General features: G+C 49.5%; 16 protein-coding genes. 8 read left to right on the forward strand and 8 right to left on the reverse strand.

The window, feature by feature from the left end; translation table 11 throughout:
* Positions 1–92: 92 nt before the first annotated feature.
* The 4 genes from HI950_RS11275 to HI950_RS11290 all read left to right on the forward strand — a co-directional run bounded on the left by HI950_RS11275 (position 93) and on the right by HI950_RS11290 (position 2,911).
* Positions 93–455, forward strand: a complete 363-nt coding sequence (locus tag HI950_RS11275) for a LytTR family transcriptional regulator DNA-binding domain-containing protein (protein ID WP_169083549.1) — start codon at positions 93–95, stop codon at positions 453–455.
* A gap of 150 nt (positions 456–605) precedes the next feature.
* Entirely contained in the window at positions 606–1,604 is a 999-nt protein-coding gene (locus tag HI950_RS11280; RefSeq protein WP_169083548.1) for an aldose 1-epimerase, read from the forward strand.
* A gap of 153 nt (positions 1,605–1,757) precedes the next feature.
* Complete coding sequence (locus HI950_RS11285; RefSeq protein WP_169083547.1) at positions 1,758–2,225, forward strand: SNARE domain-containing protein; 468 nt, start codon at positions 1,758–1,760, stop codon at positions 2,223–2,225.
* Positions 2,222–2,911 carry an AIM24 family protein gene (locus tag HI950_RS11290; RefSeq protein WP_169083546.1) on the forward strand — a complete coding sequence of 230 codons (690 nt, stop codon included), beginning with the start codon at positions 2,222–2,224 and terminating at the stop codon, positions 2,909–2,911. The genes HI950_RS11285 and HI950_RS11290 overlap by 4 nt, the downstream gene beginning before the upstream one ends.
* 50 nt (positions 2,912–2,961) lie before the next feature.
* On the opposite strand, the gene lacZ is transcribed toward HI950_RS11290, so the two are convergent.
* Positions 2,962–6,069, reverse strand: a complete 3,108-nt coding sequence (gene lacZ / locus HI950_RS11295) for a beta-galactosidase, LacZ type (protein ID WP_169083545.1) — start codon at positions 6,067–6,069, stop codon at positions 2,962–2,964.
* Positions 6,070–6,302: 233 nt separating this feature from the next.
* On the opposite strand from lacZ, the gene HI950_RS11300 reads away from it, so the two are divergent.
* Positions 6,303–7,139 carry a M23 family metallopeptidase gene (locus tag HI950_RS11300; protein ID WP_169083544.1) on the forward strand — a complete coding sequence of 279 codons (837 nt, stop codon included), beginning with the start codon at positions 6,303–6,305 and terminating at the stop codon, positions 7,137–7,139.
* 1,186 nt (positions 7,140–8,325) lie between these two features.
* Here HI950_RS11300 and HI950_RS11305 read toward each other — a convergent pair.
* From HI950_RS11305 to HI950_RS11325, 5 genes are all read right to left on the reverse strand, one after another.
* Complete coding sequence (locus HI950_RS11305; RefSeq protein WP_169083543.1) at positions 8,326–10,131, reverse strand: ABC transporter ATP-binding protein; 1,806 nt, start codon at positions 10,129–10,131, stop codon at positions 8,326–8,328.
* A gap of 139 nt (positions 10,132–10,270) precedes the next feature.
* Positions 10,271–11,035 (reverse strand): response regulator transcription factor, encoded by a 765-nt coding sequence (locus HI950_RS11310; protein ID WP_169083542.1) that lies wholly within the window; start codon positions 11,033–11,035, stop codon positions 10,271–10,273.
* A gap of 78 nt (positions 11,036–11,113) precedes the next feature.
* Positions 11,114–11,944: a carbohydrate ABC transporter permease gene (locus HI950_RS11315; RefSeq protein ID WP_169083541.1), complete on the reverse strand. Its 831-nt coding sequence runs from the start codon at positions 11,942–11,944 to the stop codon at positions 11,114–11,116.
* A gap of 3 nt (positions 11,945–11,947) precedes the next feature.
* Positions 11,948–12,838, reverse strand: coding sequence for a carbohydrate ABC transporter permease (locus HI950_RS11320; RefSeq protein WP_169083540.1), 891 nt, complete (start codon positions 12,836–12,838; stop codon positions 11,948–11,950).
* 87 nt (positions 12,839–12,925) lie between these two features.
* Entirely contained in the window at positions 12,926–14,242 is a 1,317-nt protein-coding gene (locus tag HI950_RS11325; protein WP_169083539.1) for an ABC transporter substrate-binding protein, read from the reverse strand.
* A gap of 315 nt (positions 14,243–14,557) precedes the next feature.
* On the opposite strand from HI950_RS11325, the gene HI950_RS11330 reads away from it, so the two are divergent.
* From HI950_RS11330 to HI950_RS11340, 3 genes are read left to right on the forward strand one after another with little or no spacing between them, the layout of a single operon-like run.
* Complete coding sequence (locus tag HI950_RS11330; protein WP_169083538.1) at positions 14,558–15,532, forward strand: glycoside hydrolase family 113; 975 nt, start codon at positions 14,558–14,560, stop codon at positions 15,530–15,532.
* Positions 15,529–16,740 carry an AGE family epimerase/isomerase gene (locus HI950_RS11335; RefSeq protein ID WP_169083537.1) on the forward strand — a complete coding sequence of 404 codons (1,212 nt, stop codon included), beginning with the start codon at positions 15,529–15,531 and terminating at the stop codon, positions 16,738–16,740. The genes HI950_RS11330 and HI950_RS11335 overlap by 4 nt, the downstream gene beginning before the upstream one ends.
* Positions 16,741–16,754: 14 nt before the next feature.
* A complete protein-coding gene (locus HI950_RS11340; protein WP_169083536.1) occupies positions 16,755–17,930 on the forward strand; it encodes a glycoside hydrolase family 130 protein in 1,176 nt (391 codons plus the stop codon).
* 42 nt (positions 17,931–17,972) lie between these two features.
* On the opposite strand, the gene HI950_RS11345 is transcribed toward HI950_RS11340, so the two are convergent.
* Complete coding sequence (locus tag HI950_RS11345; RefSeq protein WP_223285206.1) at positions 17,973–19,148, reverse strand: benzoate/H(+) symporter BenE family transporter; 1,176 nt, start codon at positions 19,146–19,148, stop codon at positions 17,973–17,975.
* A 204-nt stretch (positions 19,149–19,352) separates the two neighbouring features.
* Positions 19,353–22,475: a GxGYxYP domain-containing protein gene (locus tag HI950_RS11350; protein WP_169083535.1), complete on the reverse strand. Its 3,123-nt coding sequence runs from the start codon at positions 22,473–22,475 to the stop codon at positions 19,353–19,355.
* Positions 22,476–22,483: the final 8 nt, after the last annotated feature.

Consider the following 22,483-nt stretch of genomic DNA (forward strand, 5'->3'; position numbering starts at 1 on the left):
TTTTTATAAAAGACTTCACAAATCTTATTGTAACATGTTACAATGTAAGCGCTAACAATCAGTGGTTCACATTTCTAAAGGGGGAAATTGAGATGATGAATGAAGTACTGAGCGAACGGAATGTCTATGAGGATTTCGAGCTTGAATCGGATGTGCTTTACTTCAAGCTTGGCATGCAAGGGCTCGTAAGCTTCCATGGCAGAAACTATAATATAAAGAAGAGAATGACTGCCGAGCAGATTGACCAGTTAACTCACCAGAGCAGCTTCTATCCGGTGAATTCCAATTGCTACATTAATATCGGCAAAATCAAGACGATCGAAGGCGGCACTATCCACTTCGATTCCGAGATCGCCGATTCGAAGCAGGTATCGGTGAACCGCCGCAAGCAATTTGTCATTCAGCAGCTGTTCTCGCAGCGCGCTTCGAGCAACGATTTGCGCATTATGCTGTAGCACACAAACAACCGCCATATTCCCGCATCTTGGGAAATATGGCGGTTGTTTGTTTGTCCGCGTCCTGCTATTCTTAGTTTGAATAAATATTTTATGCCAATGCTGCGACGAATACGTTTTTTCTTCAAAAACATTTTTAGGAGGATTTTCATGTCTACGCAAGGACAAGCATTCGAGCAATTATTTCATGACGAGCAAGCCGTTTGGCTGCAATGGGGCGCTTATGAAGCGGCCGTATTGCCGGCAGTTGGAGCAAATCTCATCGCATTTCGCGATAAAGAAAACAACTATACCTTTTTGCGTGAGCCTTCATTAGAGGAAATGGACAGCTTCAGAGCAAACCCGGGCATTCATGGCATTCCTGTTCTGTTCCCTCCTAACCGCTATGAGGATGGCACCTTTACTTGGAACGGCAGAACCTATACCTTTCCTGTCAACGAAGCGAAAACCGGCAACCACCTGCACGGCTTTTTCCATACCGCTGCATGGAGCGTAGAGGATTTTGGCACAAACAAAACGGAAAGCTACGTGTCGCTCAAAATTTCCATCGATGAAAATCACCCGATTTATACGTATTTGCCTCATCGCTTCACCTTGAAGCTTCGCTATTCGTTGAACGACACGGGACTTCTGCAGCATGTATCGGTACATAATGAAGGAACGGATGCGATGCCTTGCCTGCTCGCTTTCCACACGGCAATCAATGCGCCGTTCGATCCAGGCAGCACAGCCGATGATTATCGCTTCACCCTAACGACCGGCAAGCGCTGGGAGCTTAATGAGCGTATGCTTCCGACTGGCAACTACCAACCGCTTTCAGCGAAAGAAGAAGAAATGAAGACGACAGGCATCTCGCCTTTCTGGGAGTCGATGGACAACCATTACACAACTGAGCCGCAAAGCGGCCGCAACACGATGGAGCTTACCGATACACGCAGCGGCGTAACGCTCGTTTACGATGTCGGAACAGCCTACAAGCAGTGGATGATCTGGAACAACAACGCAACGCCGGGCTTCTTCTGTCCGGAGCCGCAGCTAAATCTTGTCAATGCGCCTAACGTCAACCTGCCAGCCGAGCAAATCGGGCTTGTGTCGCTCGAGCCGGGCGGCATATGGGAAGAAACGAGCCGCTTATACGTTAGAAAATAGGAAATGCTGAAAGGATAGCAGCGAATTCGCTGCTGTCCTTTTTTTTCGATGTTATATAATCAGAGCCAAATACAGGACAAGAGTGACTATTGTCGAAAAAGACTGTAAAATATAAGCATCAGCCCCTCTGATGTCGAAAACTGAAGGGAGAATATGATGCGACAGCCATTATGCAAATCACTCGTGCTTTTATGCTTCTTATCCTTTATTCTCATCGCTATTCCGCAGCCTGCCGCGCACGCCGGCTTCTTTGATCGAATCAACGACATTTACAATACACCTAAGAAAATAGAAGAGCTTGAGCAAAAATATATCGAAGCGCAGGAAGCTATTGCAGGTCATCAGCAGCAGCTTGAGGAGTCTGCTAGAGTTGCAGCTGAATATGCCCAAAAGCAGAAAGAACTGCTGGAGCAAAATGAACAGCTAATCGCGCAAAATGCGAGCATGCAGGCAGAGATGGAGCGGATGAAGCAGGAACGTTCATCCTTGGTCAGCAAGCTGATCAATACCGTCATTATTATTGTTGCCGTATTCATTGCTTATATCGTAGCGATACGCGTCTGGCGGTATGTAGCATGGCGCAAGCATCGCAGCACCCGCGGAAGGGGAATTAGCGGATGAACATAACCGTCCCCGCCCAAACCGGACATGTGCAGGTCAGCCTTGAAGGTGCGGACAAGCTCCATGTGCTCCATCCAAAATCTATAATTGCTTATCAAGGCGAGCCTAACAATCGGGAGGATCGCTTTATGGATTTTGCCGGGATGTATCGCAAAAAACGTTGGATTCGCTCTCTCCTATCCGGCCCCTCCGAGTTCATTATCGGATTGCCTGCCGGCTGCTCGCTTGAAACGATAAAGATCGAAGAGAAAAGCGATTTGCTGTTCGATTTTCGCCATGTCATCTTTTTCTCAGACGGCATGCAGCTGAAATCCGTCATTCAGAAGCTCAAAAACGCGTGGATCACGAAAGAATTTGTCCGTATGCGCTTCTCCGGTCCAGGCATGCTCGGCATCATAACAGCCGGGGACGTCAGGTCGATTCAGCTGCAGCCGGACTGCCCTCTTTACGTGGAGACGGGAGCGCTTGTTGCATACCCAGAGCATGCCTCCATACAGCTCTCTGTCTATGGCAATAAGCTCGCAAGCCAGCATATGAATGTGCAGTGGGAAATTCGCGGCAGCGGCCCCGTGCTTATTCAAACGGGCTCTCGCGATGCCGAGCTGGAGGAACAGCTGCAAAACGGCGGATTTATCAAAAGAATTTTGCGCGAGGTGCTGCCATTTGGAGGCATCTACATCAAATAAAGAGAGGCCAGCCGACCGTCAACTGACGGTAGACCAGCCTCTTTTTTTAGTTAGATGCCTTGCAGCGAAAAGCGATGCGTATACACTTGGTTCGCATATAAAATATATTCCTTCTCCGGACGCTGACCCCAGCTATCATTTCCGCCAACGCCTGTCTGCTTATGGTTGACGCGAACGACCGTTTTGTCGCTAATCGGCAGCAGATGAATATGATCATGCGCCTCCAGCTCGGACGGCGTATAAGGCAATACGTTCAGCTCAAAGTGCGGAGCGCCCTTCAGCACGAGCCCTTCGCCCTGCGCATTCGTCACCGCTGCATGGCGAACATCCATTTTGTTGCCGCATTCCTGCGGTCTAATATAGGAAACCATTTGATCTTGAACCTTGCCGGCATATCGCCCAAGCTTTCCGCCGGTTTGGCGATCCCAATACGTCTCGTCCGGCCCCTTGCCGTACCAGCTGACTTGATCGTATTGCACCGGCATTTGGAATAGGATGCCTACCTCAGGAATTTCCGGCAAGCCCGCGCCTGGCTGCAGCTCCTCATAGACGTTAACCTCTCCATCGCCGCTTACGATATAAATAATGGAAAGCAAGGAAGTGGCGGTAGTTGGCAAACTATATTGCGCGCGAACGGTTACACTGCTCGCCTCAATCTCCCAGGTCAACGCACGCAAAACGCGTTCTGCTCCCGCTTCCCGCCATGTCGCACAGCGCACATGCTGCTGATTGCCACGATCATTATCCGTGTATGCACGCCAGAAGTTCGGCGCGAGCCCTTGCAATAACCGTTCTGTGCCAAGCCAAGTATAGGAAGCAAGGCTGCCGTTAGTCAGGTCAAATTGAGCCGTGAAGCTATCTCCGCTTACTTGCAGCTTTCTTGCCAATTCTTCAACGTTAATTTCAGGCTTAGCCGCCGCGCGGCCGATGAATGGCGCAACAAGTGCAGGCAGCACAAATTGCTCAAATGCCATTTCATGCCCCGCTTCAGCCCATAGCGTCTTATCCTTCAGTAGAAGCTGTACCGTTAGAACAGCCTCCTGACGTGTGCTTGAAAGCTCAGGCAGCGTATAAGGTATGTTCAGCGCTTCCTCTGTTTCCGGCGCCGCTGCCGCCTCCACCGTGCCTGATTGTACCGCAATGCCATCTACCGCAACCTGCCAGGCAAGCGTAAAACGATCTAATGCGCTGAATAAATGACGGTTCGTCACCTTCACTTCTCCGGTCTTCAAATCTACCGCTTCAAACTTCGCGTTCTGATAAACCTTCTTCACCTCTTGAAGCTTAGGCGACACCGTGCGGTCTGCAAAAATAATGCCATTTCCGCAAAAGTTGCCGTCATGCGGCGATTCGCCGAAGTCTCCGCCGTACATCATTTTCGAGGTGCCGTCAGCGTCCTTTATCCGAATCGCTTGATCGATCCAATCCCAGATGAAGCCGCCTTGCAGAATTGGATACTTCTCGAAAACCTCCCAATATACATGCAGGCCTCCGCATGAATTGCCCATTGCATGGCTGTATTCGCAAAGAATAAACGGCTTTTGCGGATTTTGGCGGGCATACTGCTCCACGCCCTGCGGGCTCGTATACATATGGCTTTCGATGTCTGATGCAGCGTCCGATTCGCGGTAGTGGAAGATGCCCTCATAATGCACGATACGCGACGGATCTGCTTCGCGCAAAAACTGATGCATTTTTATAAAATTGTCGCCGCCAAACGATTCGTTGCCAAGCGACCAGATGACGATTGATGAATGATTCTTGTCCCGCTGGAACATCGAATTGCAGCGATCGAGCACCGCGCCTGTCCATTCCGGCCGGCTGCCCGGCACCGTTTCGCCAAGCTCCTTCTGTCCGTAGGACCACGCGCCATGCGTCTCCAAATTCGTTTCATCGATAACGTATAGACCGTACTCGTCACACAGCTTGTACCAAAGCGGATGATTTGGATAATGCGAGGTGCGGACGGCATTGATGTTATATTGCTTCATCAGTTCAACATCCTTGCGCATATCCACTTCGCTGATCGCCCTTCCCGTGTCGCAGGAGAACTCATGGCGATTAACCCCTTTGAACATGATGCGCCTGCCGTTAATTTGCATCAAGCCATCCTTGATCTCGAATTTGCGGAAGCCAACCTTGCAGCTAATCGCTTCCAGCAGCTTACCATCCTCCGCCTTTAAGCTTAGGATCAGCGTATACAAATTCGGCTCTTCGGCGCTCCATTTATGCGGGTTTTGCACAGCTCCGCGCAGCTGAACGGCTGTCATTCCCTCACCTTCGATCCGCGTCTGGATCGCAAGCGGCGTTTCGAACACAGCAGCTCGATTCGCGTCGTACAAGGCCGCTTCCACCGTCATGTCGCCCAGCGGTTTAACGAAATAGTTCAGCAGCTTCGCATCTATGATCAGCTCCGCATCGCGGTACTGCTCATCAAGCTCTGTTTGGACGAAAAAGTCGTAAATATGCGCCTCAGGAGTCGTGTACAAATAGACATCCCGAAATATCCCGCTCATACGCCAAAAATCCTGATCCTCGAGCCAGCTTGCATCGCTCCAGCGATAGACTTCTACAGCCAGCTTGTTCTCGCCAGGGACGAGGTAAGGTGTCAGATCAAACTCGGAAGGCGTAAACGTATCTTGGCTGAAGCCGACAAGTTCGCCGTTCAGCCATACATAAAAAGCTGATTCTACGCCTTGAAAGCTGATAAATACGGGATTTCCTTCCCAATTCGCAGGCACTGTAAAGGTGCGGGCGTATGAGCCAACCGGATTGTACGCTGTCGGTGCAAAAGGCGGCTTAATGTCCTCATTGCCATCCCAAGGATATTTTACATTCGTATACTGCGGGTAATCATAGCCTTGCAGCTGCCAATGCGCAGGCACCGCAATGCTGTCCCACTCGCTATGGTCAAAATCCGTTTCATAGAAGTTTGCAATACGGGATTCCGCATTCGCTGCAAAAGCAAACTTCCACTTTCCATTCAGCGATAAATAATTGGAAGACTTGTTATGGCTGCCCTCCCATGCCTCCTCGACGGTATCGAAGGCCATAAGCGAAGAATGCGCTTCCATACGATTCAATTGATAGATCTCGGGGTTATTGTTCCACTCCGGATAGCCGTTGGCCGGCGGTGTGTAGATTAATTTTTTTCTCATAAACGCAAGCACCTCATCACTATAAAATTCATTATATTCACATTATAGTGCATTGCGAATGCTAGTTTAATTACACAATTTTAATATGATGTATAAAGATATGAATATATTAGTGGCGACTGACAGATTTCGTTCAGCCGCAGGCACCCAATATTTACCGCTAAATATAAAGCGCTTACGCTATTAAAATGGTAAAGGTGGACACATTTTCTACATAGAGAGGACGAAACTGCATGAATAAGAGAATGAGACAGCTTGTTTGCAGCACTGCTTTGATAGCCCTCTTAACCGTTACACCTGGAATTGGCTCAGCCGCATCCTACACCGTACAAAAGAACGATACGCTATGGTTGATCGGCACGAAGTACAGTACGAGCGCTGAACAAATTAAAAAATTGAACGGACTTCACTCAAATTCTTTAGTAATTGGCCAAAAGCTCATCGTGCCTGACCCGCGAGAATTTACGGCCGCTAGCGTTCTTCCGAACGATTTGATGTGGAAGATCGCGCAGCGGCACAATGTTCCCCTTGATAAGCTGCTTGCGGCCAACCCGAAGATGAACCCGAACAACATTTGGGCGGGGCTCAGCATTCGAATTCCCAAAAAGCCAGCCCAATACTTGAATGGTGTATTCCCGCTCGCGAAAGGAACCTATACGCCATTCTCGAACAGCTATGCCGACGCTCGCTTTTGGTCGGGTGATGGGCCTGAGGTGCGCTCCCATGAAGGCGTTGACATCATGGCTGCCAAAGGAACAGCTGTTTACAGCGCCATGGCCGGTACGATTGTGAAAGCGGGCTGGAATGACCTAGGCGGCTGGCGGGTTACGATACGTGTCGATGACAATACCGAATTTTATTACGCGCACTTATCCAAATATGCAGCTGGCATCAAGGAAGGCACCAAAGTAAAGGCTGGCCAACTAATAGGTTATGTAGGCAGCAGCGGCTACGGCCCCGTAGGAACGGAGGGCAAATTCGTTACCCACCTTCACTTTGGCATCTACAAACGGACGCCGGCTTATCAAGCCATTGATCCATACCTCTACCTCAAATGGTGGGCATTGTAGCACCATTCTTCTCTTTAGCAAGGCTGGTGGAGGAACGAGCCGGAATAGTCGTAGACTGATGCCCAGATAGGCTTGATGGGAGAGCGTCTATAGTAATAAGCCTAGTTTCTAGACTTATTTCTGCAAAAGCAGCTCGTTTGGCGAAAATAGGTCTAGTTTCTAGATCTATTTCTCGCAGACTGATGCCCAACTAGGCTTGATGGGAGAGCGCGCACCGTAATAGGTCTAGTTTCTAGACTTATTTCTGCAAAAGCAGCTCTTTTGGTGAAAATAGATCTAGTTTTTAGATCTATTTTTCGCAGACTGATGCCCAGGTAGGCTTGATGGGTGTGCGTGCATGGTAATAAGTCTAGTTTCTAGACTAATTTCTGCAAAAGCAGCTCGTTTGGCGAAAACAGATCTAGTTTTTAGATCTAATTCTCGCAGACTGATGCCCAGGTAGGCTTGATGGGTGTGCGTGCATGGTAATAAGTCTAGTTTCTAGACTTATTTCTGCAAAAACAGCTCGTTTGGTGAAAATAGATCTAGTTTCTAGATCTATTTCTCGCAGACTGATGCCCAGATGGGCTTTATGGGTGGAAGCGAGCAGGAATAGGTCTATTTTCTAGACTTATTTCTGCTGAAGCAGCTCGTTTAGCGAAAATAGATCTAGTTTTTAGATCTATTTCTCGTAGACTGATGCCCCGGTAGGCTTGATGGGTGTGCGTGCATGGTAATAAGTCTAGTTTCTAGACTTATTTCTGCAAAAGCAGCTCGTTTGGCGAAAATAGATCTAGTTTCTAGATCTATTTCTCGCAGAATGATGCCCAGCTAGGCTTGATGGGAGTTTACGCACCGCAATAAGTCTAGTTTCTAGACTTATTTCTGCAAAAGCAGCTCGTTTGGTGAAAATAGATCTAGTTTCTAGATCTATTTCTCTCAGTCTGATGCCCAGGTAGGCTTGATGGGTGTGCGTGCATGGTAATAGGTCTAGTTTCTAGACTTATTTCTGCAAAAGCAGCTCGTTTGGCGAAAATAGATCTAGTTTTTAGATCTATTCCATATTCCCCTTAGACTGATGTCCAGATAGGCTTGATGGGTGTTAGCGCAGTGCAATATTATGGCGAGCACACGTTAGCGTCAGGCCTCACTAGCTTCACTGAATATAAAGAAAAGGGCAGTCCTCCAAGGACAGCCCTTTTCTTTATTACAGCTGCAGCTGCTTCAGGTTATAGAATTCGCCTTTGCAAGCCATCAGCTCATCGAAGGTGCCGACTTCGACGATGCGTCCGTTCTTCATCACGACGATGCGATCGGCATCACGAATCGTAGAGAGGCGATGAGCGACAATAAATGTCGTGCGCCCCTTTATCAGCTCCTGCATCGCCTTTTGGACGTGGAATTCCGACTCGTTATCCAGAGCGGAGGTCGCTTCATCCAAAATAATGATGCTCGGCTCGCGGACGAGCGCCCGTGCGATCGCGATGCGCTGGCGCTGCCCGCCGGACAGCTTGCCGCCATGCTCCCCAACCATCGTATCCAGCCCACCCTCCAGCTGGCCGATAAATTCAGATAGGTTAGCCATCTCTACGACGCGACTCACCTGCTCATCGGTAATATCGCGAAGGCCGTACGTAATGTTGTCGCGAATCGTTCCCGAGAACAAAATATTCGTTTGCGGCACAACCGCCAAATGCTTGCGGTAGCTGCGAAGATCGATTTCGGCCAAATCGATGCCGTCCATCAGCACCTTGCCGCCGGTCGGCTGCAGGAAGCCGATCACGAGATTAAGCACCGTTGATTTGCCCGCGCCCGAAGCACCTACTAAAGCGATGCATTCGCCTGCCGCGACATCAAGCGTAACGTCCTCGAGCACATGATGCTCGCTCCCTGGATACGAGAGCTCAACGCCCTTGAAGGAGAACTCGCCGCGCACGTCCGCCAGCTTTCGTTTGCCGCTATTATTTTCAATATCGGTCGACACCAATATTTCTTTGATCGAATGAATCGATTCGAGTCCCTTTGCGATTTGCGGATAAATGTTAATCAGGCCGGTGACCGAAGCCAAGATCATCGCGAAGAAGCCTTGGTACATCACAACATCGCCAACTTGGATCTCTCCGTTATACGCTAGATAAGCCGTAAAAATTAAGCAAAGCACCTGAAAGATTTGAAACGTAACCCAGTTCGTCGAGCCAAAATACGCCTCTACCAGATCAAGCCGATAGCCCTTGCCTTGGATGTTGCGAAGCGTCGAGTCGATCCTTTCAATCTCCACCTTCTCCAGCCCATGCGCGCGCGTGATCGGAATCATCTCAACCATCTCCGACACGCGTGAGGACATCTGCTCGATCTCCTTGCGGAATTCCTTATTCGACTTCCGGATCTTGCGGCGGAAAATCGTAACGATCGAAATCGACATCGGTATCGTCAGCACAAAAAACAACGATACGATCCAGCTGCTGTTTAGCGTAATAACAAACGATACGATAATGTTCACGACTGCCGGAGCAAGCGCGATCATGAACTGCTTCGACATCATCTCGACCGCTTCTACGTCGCGCAGCACCTTCGATTGCAGCTTGCCCGCCGGCAGCTCGCGGTGCTGATTGATAGACAGCTGCTGAAGCTTGCGCACAAGCGCGCTCCGCAGTCCCGCTTCGACGTATCTTACCGCTCGGCTAAGAAACGATATGTAAGCGGCGTGTGTCGGAATATTTTGCAAAATAACGACCAAAATGATAACGAAATTAATCCAAATGCCGCTTAATGGATATTTGGCCGGGTTTGTCGCGATGTTAATAATGTTCGCGGTTACAATCGGCAGCACGTAAATAGGCGCGCTCTTGATCAATAGAAACAATAACGAAATGAATAGGTTTCCGAAATTGCCTTTGTATAACGACAACAAAAACTTAAACGGCCCAGCGTTCTCCTCTAAAGCCGCATTTTCGAACGTGCTGGCGAGACCCTTCGAAGCACCGATCTGTGAATGTATAACCCTCTCTGCCATTTCCCTCTCCATCCCTCTGTAGCTCAACTTGCTGCTAGACCGCTCGCTTTGCGGCTTACTACCGCACCAATCTTACGCTCATTTTAGGAGCATGTAAATGTGCAATCTTGCACTGATTCTATCCGATTTTGCTGCCGGCTTAACGGCGCTTGCCCTTGTAATCCTTAGGCGTCTCCCCCACCATTTTTTTAAACAGCTTATTGAAATAAACCGGATCGCTGTAGCCGACCAGCTGCGAAATTTCGTAGTTTTTCAAATTTGGATGATCGGTCAAAAACTGCTTTGCCTTCTCGATGCGGATGTCGATCAAGTAGTCTGTCAGCGTCATGCCCGTTTCCTGCTTAAACAATCGGCTCAAATAATTAGCGCTCATCCCTACCGATTCCGCCATTCTTTCCATTTCGAAGTTTTTGCCGTACTCCTCCTCCAAAATCGCCTTCATTTGCTCGATAACATGATGCTCTTTTTCCTTCGTAATGGTTTCCTGCGACAGGTCAGTTACACCCGATGCCGCTGATGCAGACTCCTGCTCGCTGCGCTCCAGCTTGATCTTAACCAGCAGGTCGTATAAATTCGCCTTGTCGATCGGCTTAAGCAAATAATCGCGCACGCCCTGGCGCAGCGCCTTCCTCGCGTATTCGAACTCGCTAAAGCCGCTCAGCACGATGGTCGCAATCGTTCTGCCGCGCAAATGCTCAATGAGCTTCAGCCCATCCATCATCGGCATTTTTATATCGGTAATAAGCACATCCAGCTCGCCTTCTCCCAGCTTCGAAATATGCGACCACGCATCCATCCCGTTGCTGTACGAGCCGATGACTTTAATGTCCAAATCCATTTTCGTTAATATCTTTTCAAGTCCTAGCCGTATGAACTCCTCGTCATCTGCTATCATGATGTTCATTCCTGCTCGCTCCTTCCGCATGTCCCTCCTAGTTTGCGCTAAAATCGGCACCTCTGCAACGTAAAACAAGCGGGCGGCTTATTTCACCGCACCGCTTGTCACACCCGCGAAAATGTACTTTTGCAAGAAAATATAAAGAATGGCAGTTGGAATCATAATAATGAGAATCGCTGAAGATATCATTTGCCAATCGCCGCTATTGACTCCGAAGAAGCGCATAAGCGACGTAGATACAACGACATGCTCGGCCCTCGGCAAATAGAGCAGCGGGATAAACATATCATTATAGATACTGATCGTTTTCAAAATAACGATAGTTGCCGTCGCTGGCGCCAGCAGCGGGAAAATGATGGAGCGGAAAATTCGGATAAGCGAAGCTCCCTCCAGCATGGCGCTTTCATCCAGCTCGTTTGGAATATTCCGAATGAATTGCAGATAGATGTAGATTTGCAAAATATCCGCGCCTACATAAATGAGCACAGGACCCATCAAATTGTTCGTCAAGCCAAGCGCCTGAATCGTTTTGTAGTTGACGACCTGCGTAGTAATGGCCGGGATGATCGTCGCAAACAAGAACAAGCCGACAATCGGTCCCTTAAATTTGAAATCAAACCGACCTACCGCGTAACAAAACGCCGATCCGATCAAAATATTCAAAATAAGCGTTATCGCTATAATGAACAAGGTATTGCCAAACGCGTTCATCATATCGGCTTGCTTGAACGCTTGACCGAAGTTTTTGAAATACAGGAAGCTGTCAGGCATCGAGATAGTTGATTTGCCATGAAACTCATCCTTCGTCTTGAAGGCATTCACAACGATAATATACGGCGGGAACAATATCGCAAATGCGGCCAATATGAGGCTGATATATTTGATCGTGTCCCAAAGCTTATTGGATTTATTCATCGATCATTCCCCCTTTCCTTTCAACAAGAAGCGTTGAATCGACAATACGATAACAACAAAGAGCAACAAGACTACGCTCATCGCGGAAGCTAAGCCATAATTGTTAAACTGGAAGGCTGTCTCAACGATTTTCATAACAAAGGTTTCGCTCGCTCCGGCAGGTCCGCCCTTGGTGAGAATATAAGGGAGATCAAACACCTCTAATGCGCCGGTAACGGTTAGGAACAGATTAAGCTCGATAATTTTGTAAATGTTCGGCAGCGTGATGCTGATGAACTTTTGCCAGCCATTCGCTCCGTCAATCGAAGCCGCTTCATAAATATCGTTCGGAATGGACTGAAGCGCAGCCAAATAAATAACCATGTTAAAGCCCATAAAACGCCAGAAGCCGATGGAAGCCAACGTATAGTTGACGAATGACCCGTTCCCAAGCCAGCTCGTTTGGGACAAAGCGTCAAAGCCGAGCTGTCCAAGCAAGTAATTCAACGAACCATTTGTTGTATCGAACACGTAACCGAATAAGTATGCTACAGCAACGCCATTAAGGATGTACGGTAAGAAGAGCAGCAGGCGAAAAAAGTTTTTCCCTCTCAGCTTGCTGTTCAGCACGACAGCGAAATAAATCGCGGCAATATTTTGTACAATTCCTACAGCGAAATAGGCAAAGTTATGTTTAAAGACACCGAATATAGCCGGATTTTCAAATACCTCTTTGTAATTTGACCAGCCGATCCAAGGTTTATTTGGACTTAGTCCGTCCCAGCTAGTAAAACTTAAATGGATAAGCTCAAGCGCCGGATAATAGGCGAATGTCAGCAGCAGCAGCAGCGGCAATGCGACAAATCCAAAGATTACGTAATTCTTTTGCGTTTTAAAAGGCAGCCTGCTAAACATGGAGACAACCCATCCTTCCTGCGTCTTTCTAATCGGAAGATGCAGGATGGGAAACCTGCTTACGGTCACCCATCCGGCATGCTACCTTTACAAACCTAGATCTTTTTTCGCTTTCGCCCAAGCCGTATTCACTTTATCGAATACCTTCTGAGGATCTTTGGACAATACGAATTCTTGAACGACAGCAGCTTGGTCAAGCTGTGCTTTGTTTTGAATTTCTGTCGCAGCATCTACCGGTGCTGCAGGCTCGAAAAATTTAGGGCTGAAGCTGTTAAACTCAGCAAGCTGTGGCAGCTTCGATTCTTTGTCCTTCAAGGTTGGGATGAAGCCTGCGAAATCGTCATAGCCGGATTCCTCGATCATCCATTGAACGAATGCCTTACCCGCTTCAACGTTTCCGTTTTTGTTAACCGCGTAGAAGAAATCCGGGTTAAGCGGTGCTTTTGCCTCGCCGGAGTTGTCCGAAGGGAATGGGAAGAAGCCTACGTCCTCGGCTGGTGCGCCGTTCTCAATCACTTGGTTGATAACCCAGTTGCCAAGCAGATACATGCCGAATTTACCCGATGCGATGTCTTTTTTCGATTGCTCCCAGTTCGTAGAGTTCACGTCTGTTTCCAGGAAGCCTTTTGTATACAATTCACGAAGGATGCTCCATGATTTGCCGTAAGCGTTGTCCAGCGTGTAAGGCGTATCGGATTCTGCCCGTTTGTTCTGGTGATCAGATGCTCCGCCGATAAGCGTCGGAATATCGTATACCCAAGTATCAAGCGGCCATTTGTCTTTAAAGTTCGAAGCTAGCGGGACGATACCTGCGTCTTTTAGCTTTTGTGAAGCAGCAAGAAACTCATCGTACGTTTTCGGAAGCGCCGTAATGCCCGCTTTCTCGAACGCTTTTTTGTTGTAGACGATACCGACTGTCGAGCCGCCAGAAGATATGCCATACATTTTGCCTTCCTGCGCTTTCAAATCCTTGAAATGAATGTCGCCGGAGAATGCGATGTCATCAAGCGGAGCAAAATAATTAGAAAGCTCTGCATTTGGAATAGTCGGCGTGAACACGACATCCGGGAAATCGCCGGAAGCGATGCGAATTTTCAACGTTTTATCATAATCCGTAATCGCCTCGAATTTAAGGTCTACGCCAGGATATTTCTCTTCGAAGCGCTTCTCGTAATCCACGTATTGCTTGTCGATCATGTCCGTACGGTTCGTCAAGAATACAACCTCGCCTGTTACTTTGGACGCTTCCTCCGTCCCGCCGTTTTCCGGCTTGTTCGTTGCAGCGTCGTTAGCAGGCTTGTTAGTTGCCGTATTGGCGTTCGAATTCGTATTGTTACCACCACAAGCAGCTAACGATGTTAGCATAACCACAGAAACAAGCGCTAACGAAATAACTTTTTTCATTTTTTAAATCCCCCTCAGCTCGTATTGATTCCGCTTACATTTGAATAATACCGCATAAATAACGGTTCTAAAATGGTTTAAAATATTATTTATAGTCTTCAAATGACATTTGTTGAAAACGTTATCTTCCGCTTTTCAGCTCGTTTTAATGACTAATAAAGCTATTATTCCCGTTATTAAATGAAGCTGAATTTTGAAATGGCGTAGGGTTGAAGAAAGGTATTGCAATCAAAGCAAGAATCTTGTTTACTAGTTATATAACAAATTTATTTATTAGCAATAACAAAAATATCAAAACAAAGCGAGGCGACTCAAATGACGAGCAAAGCAGCCTATATAGGCGGAATGACATGGGGCTGGACAGGCGTGCGCGGCACATGGACTGGAGCTTTGGCAGATCGCTCCATGGAGCTAATGACCGAGCGTTTAAGCGTGAATTGGACGGCTATAGCACTTGGCGCCCTTCAGGATCATGCGCAATCGACTGAAATTAAATTTCGGGAAGCGCCTACTGTCACCGATGATGAGGTGCGCCATGCCATTCTCAAAGCGAAGGAGCTTGGTCTTCAGGTATGCTTGAAGCCCGTTGTTAATTGCGCCGACGGCACTTGGCGCGCGCATATCAATTTCTTCGATCTCGATGTTCCCTGCGAGCCTAAATGGTCTGATTGGTTCGCTTCCTATACCGAATTCATTTTGCACTACGCGAGAATCGCTGAGGAAACCGGCTGCGAAATGCTGTGCGTAGGCTGCGAGATGGTTCAAACCGATCGGCGCGAAAACGAGTGGCGCCAGCTCATCGCCGCGGTACGCGAGGTGTATTCCGGCATCGTGACCTATAACTGCGATAAATACCAAGAGAGCCAAATCAAATGGTGGGATGCTGTGGACGTTATTTCCTCCAGCGGTTATTACCCGATCGATGCTTGGGAAGAGCAGCTGGACCGGATCGAGAAGGTTGTAGCCAAATTCGATAAGCCTTTCTTCTTCATGGAAGCAGGCTGCCCAAGCCGTGAAGGCTCGCAGCATATTCCAAATGACTGGGGGCTTCAAGGCGCACCGAGCGAGGAAGTACAGCGCCGTTTCTATGAAGCCATGTTCGCTTCCTCTGATAAGCGCGATTGGGTCCTCGGCTTCATGCTGTGGGATTGGCCGGCTTGTCTTTATGAAGAAAGCGAGGCTGCTTCCAATGACGATTATTGCATGTATGGGAAGCAGGCCGAGCAAACGGTTCGAGACTACTATGCTGCCAAAATATCGGAATCCATCAAGGAGGGCTCTGCCAAATGAGCGACAGCAACCAGCAATGGCTAGCCAGCATCAAGCATGAGCTTGAATCGAACATTCTCGGCTTCTGGATGGCGCATACGCTTGATGAGACAAATGGCGGCTTCTATGGCTTTATAAGCAGAGACCTTACCGTTAATCCTGAGGCAGGCAAAAGCCTAGTGCTTAATACGCGCATTTTATGGACTTTCGCCTCTGCTTACCGGATAACCGGAAACGATACTTATTTACAAATCGCCGAGCGGGCCTATCGTTATGTGAACGAGCATTTTACGGACCCGGAATACGGCGGCTTATATTGGATGGTAGATGCATCGGGCAAGCCATCTGAAACGAAAAAGCAAGTATACGGCCAAGCGTTCGCGATCTACGCTTACTCCGAGTATTACCGTGCAACAGGCAATGAAGCTGCCCTTCAGCAAGCGATTGGCCTGTTTCATACGCTGGAGAAATACAGCTATGATCAGCAATACAAGGGCTATTTCGAAGCGCTGACCCGCGAGTGGCTGGAAACTGACGACAACAGTTTGAGCGAGAAGGATTTGAACGAGAAAAAGTCGATGAACACTCACCTTCACGTCATGGAGGGCTATACGAACCTTTACCGCGTATGGAAATCAGATGAGCTTCACGACAAGCTGAAGGAATTAATTGAAATTACGATTAAGCACATTATTAACGGAGACAACGCGCACTTTATTCTTTTCTTCGACGAGCAGTGGAATGGCAAATCGGAGCATATCTCCTACGGGCATGACATCGAGGGCAGCTGGCTGCTGGTTGAGGCTGCCGAGGTGCTAGGAGACGAGGAGCTGCTGGCCTCCGCCAAAGCCATCGCCATTCGTATGGCGGAAGCGACGCTAAACGAAGGCGTGGACGAAGACGGCGGTTTGCTTAACGAGGCAGGCCCAGAGGGCTTCATTGATACGGATAAAGACTGGTGGCCGCAAGCAGAGGCTGTCGTTGGCTTCTATAACGCCTACCAAATGACCGGCGAGGACAAATATCGCGAGGCTGCCGTACGGTCTTGGCAGTTTATTGAGAGCTGCATGGTAGACAAAGAGCATGGCGAGTGGCATTGGAGCGTCAAACGTGATGGCACGCCTAGCGAAAATATCGAAAAGGTCAGTCCTTGGAAATGTCCTTACCATAACGGCCGCGCCTGCTACGAAATGATCGAGCGACTGAGCAGCAAATCAACTTCACACTAATGGAGGTTTAACCAATGAGTAAGTTTAATGAACGAAAGCAATTGCTGACTAAGCGCTACGAGGCGCTTGTGCAGCGCAAGAACGAGCCGGAAGCGCTTGGCAACGGTATTTTCGACCGTTACGTACATCCTGTTCTAACAGCAGCGCACGCTCCGCTCGCATGGAAATATGATTTTAACCCGGAGACAAATCCTTACTTCATGGAGCGGCTTGGCGTACACTGCGTTTTTAATCCCGGCGCGATATGGTTAAACGGCAAGTACCACCTTGTCGCGCGCGTCGAAGGCAACGATCGCAAATCATTTTTCGCGATCGCGGAAAGCGACAGTCCTGTGGATGGCTTCCGCTTCTGGGAGCGCCCGATCCTGCTGCCGGAAACGAGCGATCCCGATATTAACGTCTACGATATGCGCCTCGTCCAGCATGAGGACGGCTGGATTTACGGCCTATTTTGCACCGAGCGGAAAGATCCTTCCGCGCCAAAGGGAGACCTCTCAAGCGCCGTCGCACAATGCGGCATCGTTAGAACGAAGGATTTGTTGCAGTGGGAACGTCTTGCCGATCTGAAGACCGCCTCCAATCAGCAGCGTAACGTCGTGCTCCACCCTGAATTCATCGATGGCAAATATGCCTTCTACACGCGTCCGCAGGACGGCTTCATCGACACCGGCTCAGGCGGCGGCATCGGCTGGGGTCTCTCCGATACGATCGAGAACGCAGTCGTTGAACGTGAAGTCATTATAGACGAACGCCATTACCATACGATCAAGGAAGTAAAAAACGGCCAAGGACCCGCTCCAATCAAGACGGATAAAGGGTGGATCCATATTGCCCACGGCGTTCGCAACACGGCAGCAGGCCTGCGCTATGTGTTGTACGCGTTCCTCTCCGATCTGCAGGAGCCTAACAAGGTTACGCATCGCCCAGGCGGTCATTTGCTCGCGCCAGAGGGCATCGAGCGCGTCGGCGACGTATCCAATGTCGCCTTCTGCAATGGCGTGATCGCACAGGATAACGGTGAAGTATACATTTACTATGCTTCATCGGATACACGCTGCCATGTCGCCGCAACTACCGTCGATCAGTTGCTCGACTATTGCCTTAACACGCCGGAAGATCCGCTCCGCTCGTACGCTTGCGTAGAGCAGCGCATCGCTTTGATCGATCGTAATTTGCAGCTGCAAGCCTAGAATGAAAAAAAAGGGAGTGCGCGCATAAAGTCTCGACAGACTTTATGCGGCACTCCCTTTTCCTTCGCCAAGCAGCTTCATCGTGATAATGCCGGCAAGCAAGCACCACACTGGAGCGGAAATGCCAAGAAAAGCGACATTGGCTACAGCAATCGTGAATGTGAATGCCGTCGAATAACGGTATGCAGCCTCCGCGAAAGCTGACTGAAGGCTTTGTAGGAATACGCCCATTAACGAGAAGCCAGTTAAGAGCAGGATGAATGATAGCGGTAGAATGTTGATGAAGGCGATCACCTTCCAAGCGAATAATCCGAACATCGCTACCAATACACCAGACACGACAGCCGCATAATACCGCTTCTCCTTTGGACCTGCCTCCTCGCTGCTGCATAGCATGCTCATCATTCCGCCTACGTTCACGGCATGGCCGCCCAAAAATCCGACAGCCGAGGTAGCTAGGCCAGTAACCGTCAACGTTTTGACAGCCGAGGGCTCATAGCCGTTTTTGCGAAGTGCTGCCAAAGCGACGAACAAATCATTGCTAAGGACGAGCATCGCGAGCGGAAGCGCCAAGGACACCAGCCCGCTCAACGAAAAAGCAGGATGCACCACATGAGGCAGAGCAAACGGAAGCTGCTGCATCGCAGGAAAATCATAGCTGATCCAAAGAGCCAGCATCCCCATGCAGACGACGCCTAAAACCGGCGGCAAGCCTTTAAAAATGCGAGGAAATAAGAAAAAACCGAACAAAGCCATGAAGCCGACAAACGGCGCATCCTTGACGGCAGGCACGATTTTGACGATATGGTTGAACATCAAACCCGCAAGCATGGCGTCCATTAGCGGCTTGGGGAGCACCTCCAGCAGCTTGTCAGATAAGCCCGAAAGGCCAAATACCGCGATAATAACTCCCGATACGATGCTTGCCCCCGCGAGCTCTTGCACCGAAAACTGAGTGGCGGATGTGCTAAGAAAAGCAACAGCCGTAATCGAATGCGCGCCGCCGAACGGAATTTTATACAGGAAGGATAGAGCCACGTTCAGCAGCCCGCCAAAAAAATAAACGGCGAACAGCCACGCGATCAGCTCCGTTGTCGTAAAGCCCGCTCTCTCCGCGCTGCTCACGATCAGCACCGCTCCGCCCGTACACGCAAGCAAGGCAGATAAAATACCGGTAAATACATTTTGCCGATTGAGCTTTGTATGTAAAATCATCATTGGCTCGCTTCCTATCTTTCGATTGTGCAGCCTTATAGCTGTTTAGGTGCTTTAGTATAAATAGATTGGTCTCTTTTGTACCCATCCATTCCATGCCCTTTTCCACCCTCCAATTCATCCCGCCTCTTTTTTTCTACGTTCTCACAATAAAAAAAGGGTATTTGCCTCAGCAGCAAACACCCTTCTCCCAATTTCACGCAAACACTATTGTGCCGCCGGAATACGAACGGATACCCGATCAACATGAATGGTAGAGTTGTCATCATACCAAACACGGAACTGATAGCCATGCCCTGCCACAAAATCAGCGTCGATTACAAAGTCCTGATAGCTGTCGGCCGCTGCAAAATCGGTACGCAAAATCGCTCTCTCGCCAACGACCTTATTGCCCGTTCCGTCATAAATATCCAGATTCAACACCCGATTCGAGTCGCCTGCATTCGCGTCGATCTTCATCCGGAAGCTGACCTTATGGCTGCCGGAAGGAAGGTCGGATACGCCTGGTCCGTGCAGCATATGGCCTGCGCCGTGGTCGGCTGCATTTGCAGTCCAGCTATCCCCGTCAGCAGCACCTGTATTATGGCCAAATGCGCTTTCGGCTTCGAATATGCGGTTATCGTACGTATCCGATACCAAGATCGGCAGCTCGGCCTCCAGCCCGTTATAGGCTGCTTTGACGATCGCTTCTCCGCTGCCAAGCACTGTCAGCACGCCATCCTCGCTTATCCGAACGGCTTCGCTGCCGCTAGCGAGCGACCATACGGCATCCGCTGTTAAATTGACGTCAGGCTTCCCAGCTTGAGCCGCTTTCCCCCATGCTTGAAGCTGCTTCTCGCCGGAATCAACGCCAAAGGACAAGGCTTGCACGTCGCCTCCTCCGAACTTAAAGTAAATGCCATTCGTCTCGGATGCGACCTGCTCAGGCATATCGAGTCGCACATGATCCACCTTGATATCCGCAGCATCATTGAAATAAACTCTAAATTCATAAGTGCTGCCAAGCGAGAAAGGAATGTCGATTAGCGTAAAATCCTCGTAAGCGTTGGCGGCTGCAAAATCACTTCTCTTTAGTTCCTTGGAAGCGACGACCTGATCAAGGCTTGGGCTGTAAACATCGAGCAGCGCGACCTGGTCGTCGGCTCCCGAGACGCTGCCAATCATCGCCTTGAAGGTTATGTCATGGATACCGCTCGGAATGTTTGCCACATACGGTCCGTACAGCATATGGCCAGCGCCATGCTGCTCCATCTGTGCCAGCCAGCCGTCTCCGTCGAGCTTCCCTGTATTATGGCCAAAATCGTTCTCCGCTTCATAGATTCGCTGCGCTAGGTTGCTTTCCATTATGACCGATACGCTGTCAATCTTGACACTCGCATTGCCATCGTACCAAACGCGGAATTCATAGGAATGGCCTAGAACAAAATCAGCCTCCATAACGAGATTTTGATAAGCGCCTGCCTTTTGGAATTGTGATCGCAGAACCGCTTTCTCCGCAACTGCGCGATTATCGGTGGCATCATAAATATCAAGATTCAATACCCGATTGTTGTCGGCATCGCGGTTGTCGATCATCGCTTTAACCTTCACCTGATGATGGCCTGCCGGAATATCCGCAGCGCCTGGTCCAAACAGCATATGCCCCGCTGCATGCTCCGCTGCGTTAGCCGACCAGCCGTCCCCATCCTGCTTGCCCGTCTGATGACCAAAGTCCGTCTCCGCCTGATACACTTTATTCGGCACATCATTGCTGATCTGCGGCACCTGCTCCTTGATAAGCTCCACCATCTCAACCGGCGTAACGACTCTAACATCGTCGCCCAGCTGATCGATGACCGCCTTCACGTCGTCCATCGACTTGGACCAAGCATGGACGAGTACGAGCGAGTAGCCTGCTGCGCTCTTCGGATTGCGAGGCGCGGCATTGATATGATTGACAACGGAAGCGTTATCGCTGCCTGCATTGCCTTCCCACAGCATCTCTCTCGGCGTTACAATCGGTTTGCCGTTAGCCCATTTAAGCGCGCCGTTAAGCGCCTTATGATTGCTGTATTCCAAATAGATGACGCCATCCACATTCGGCTGCGCCGTATATTTGTCCCAAAGCTCAGCATTGTTGAAGGCATTGAAGTCAATGACCTCAACGAGCCCCAAATCCATTTTGCCCATATATTCGTTAAGACTGTTTAAATGCTGATCAAGCTCCGCTGCCGGATACCGGCTCGGATACATGTAGCCGCCGCCTGACGGCCCCACTACAAACGCATCCCCCTCGGACGCATCCGTGTAATACCGTTCTGCGACGGTAGGAGCCAGATCCATCATGCTTGGCGATATTGCCCAGCCCATATCGAAGCTGCCGCGATTCGCATTGCCGAACCAAGGCTTGCCCTTCTCGCCCAAGTCATTCAGCATCCACTGGATATTGTCGCCATCGGACATGACGAACGACACATAATGGACATTGTCCTCCACCGCAGGCATCACAGAAGCTTTCTGCTCGAGCTTCTGAAGCTCAAAACCGCTGAGCACCGATAAGTTAAACGCGTGATCAGCCGGCAGCGTGAACACGCCCGCATCCGAGCTTGTCCTAATAAATTGATCTTCTCCACCCGACGCATCTCCCCAACCGAGCACGACCGAGTCCGGATCCGCATCAGCCATTACCGTTTTGCGAAATTCGCTGTTGCCGTCATAAAACGTAAAGGCTCCCGTCATCGCCGCATAATCTCTAAGCTTCGCTCCCATTTCCTCCTTCTGTTCAATGAAGAGACCATGCTCCAGCTGACTCCAATAATTGGACTTCACCCAAGCTTCGTCCTTGCCGGACAAATCTAGCACGTTCTTGTAGCCTTTGGCCTTCGCCACGTCACTCTGCTCCACCAGCACGGACTGCTTAATATGAGCGAGCGAGGAAGCGGCATTAATGGAGCTGTCGCCCTTTTTCCAAACCAGATAGCCGTCAAAATACTTTTTGTAATTTTTCAGCAGCTTCCACGGGTCGTCATACGTCTTCGTCTTAACGCCGTAATGGTCCTTTAGGTCCTGAAGCCATTGCCCGTAGTTTCCTGATTCCGGCAAAATATAAATTTGCTCCGACGTTTGATTGGCGATCAGTCCTTGGAGAGTGGCGATCATTACGCTTTCTGATTCAGACATGTCGGCTAGCTTGATCACGTTCAGCTTCTTGGCCCGGTAAGCCGCTTTTTCATAATAAGTGCCCTTCGTGCCAGAATCCGGGCGCGGTTTGGCCGTAACTGGGGTTAGACCTGAAAGCAGGGAGCCTAGCAGGCAAATCGATAATGCCAAAGATAGGATGCTTTTTCGCATAATTGCCC

Source organism: Paenibacillus sp. PL91 (genome assembly GCF_012935325.2).
Classification (GTDB): domain Bacteria; phylum Bacillota; class Bacilli; order Paenibacillales; family Paenibacillaceae; genus Pristimantibacillus.